The following is a 1,360-nucleotide window of genomic DNA, read 5'->3' as shown; positions in this document are numbered from 1 at the left end:
CCCCGTACCGAGGTACGGGGCACTCGCCCGTTTCGCAGCGCTGCCGGCAGGCGGTGCCGGCTACCGGCGTCAGTCGATACCGCGGCAGATATGCGGCTCGCTGCCGTCGTCATCCGGATCACCGGCCAGCAGCAGGGGTACCCAGGCCGGTGCGGTGCGGGTCACCGGGTTCTGCCGCGGTGCCACCGCCGTCGTCAGCGTGTTCAGCGGAGGCAGTGGGGGCAGGGTGTGTCCCACCGTCAGCTCCAGCGGCGGCAATACTTCCCGTACGGTCCGTTCCAGCAGGATCGTCATCGACGGCTCCTCTCAGCGTGTGGTTCAGGCATGGCAGGCGGGCAGCCCGCCGTGGTAGGCGACCATCTCCTTGAAGGACGCCAGTACGTCGATACGCGCCCCGGGCGCGAGCCCCTGGAGCTCCGCGAACGCGCGGTGCAGATTGCCCACCAGCCGCTCCGAGTCCACGAGCCCGGCGAACGCGCCGGGATCAGCCTCCTCAGTCGCGCGCAGCGGCCCGATGCCCCGGCTCAGCCCGTCCTCCGCCAGCCGCTGCACCCAGCGCAGATACGCCTCCGTCTCATCGATCAACTCGGCGCCGCCGACCGGTCCATGGCCGGGCACCACCGTGGTGGCCCCGAGTTCCCGCAACCGGGCCAGAGCTCGCAGGGAGCCCGAGATCGAGCCCATCAGGACATATGGAGTGACGCCCGACCACACCACGTCGCCCGTGAACAGCACCGAACGCTCCGGCACCCACACCACCACGTCGTCGGGGGTGTGGGCGGGCCCCACCGAGAGCAGCTCGACACGCACATCCCCCGCGTGCACGGTGAGCGAGTCGCGGAACGTGAGCGACGGCAGGACCAGCGGGGTCTCGCCCCACTCCACGTCCGGCCACAGGTTCCGCAGCCCGAGCCCGGCCTCGGCGCTGTCGGCGCGGCAGCCCTCGCTCGCCACGATCACCGAACGCGGCGCGAACTGCCCGTTGCCGAAGGTGTGGTCACCATGGAAATGCGTGTTGACGACGAAGTCCACCCCGCCCGGTGCCAGCCGTTCGGTCTCCTCCCGCAGCCGACGGGCGCGGGCCTCGGTGGCGGCGGTGTCGACCAGCACACTCCGTTCCGAACCGACGACGAGCCCGGCGTTGTTGAGACACCAGCCCCCGTCCGGCTGGACGAAGGCGTACACCCCGTGGGCCCCCCGCCCCCCCGCGGACGGCCCCCCGCGCGGGCCCCAGCTCACACGCACCCGCGCCCCCCCCCCCGCCCGCCCCGGGGGCGGGCGCCCCGCCCCCGCGGGGGGGGCGGGGCGGGTGCCCCCCCCCCGCGTCCGGGGAGCGGCCGATGGGGGCCTTGGTGAGCAT

Annotated in this window: 2 protein-coding genes; both read right to left on the bottom strand. The window is 73.5% G+C overall.

The window, feature by feature from the left end; translation table 11 throughout:
• Positions 1 to 69: 69 nt before the first annotated feature.
• Entirely contained in the window at positions 70 to 294 is a 225-nt protein-coding gene (locus ACFWI9_RS31870) for a hypothetical protein (RefSeq protein WP_387168058.1), read from the bottom strand.
• A gap of 24 nt (positions 295 to 318) precedes the next feature.
• Complete coding sequence (locus ACFWI9_RS31865; RefSeq protein ID WP_387168056.1) at positions 319 to 1,185, bottom strand: MBL fold metallo-hydrolase; 867 nt, start codon at positions 1,183 to 1,185, stop codon at positions 319 to 321.
• Positions 1,186 to 1,360: the final 175 nt, after the last annotated feature.

The sequence above is a fragment of the Streptomyces sp. NPDC127084 genome (genome assembly GCF_042724175.1).
Lineage (GTDB): Bacteria > Actinomycetota > Actinomycetes > Streptomycetales > Streptomycetaceae > Streptomyces.
The sequence above is the reverse complement of the archived record's forward strand: the minus strand, read 5'-3'. Positions and strand labels throughout refer to the sequence as shown.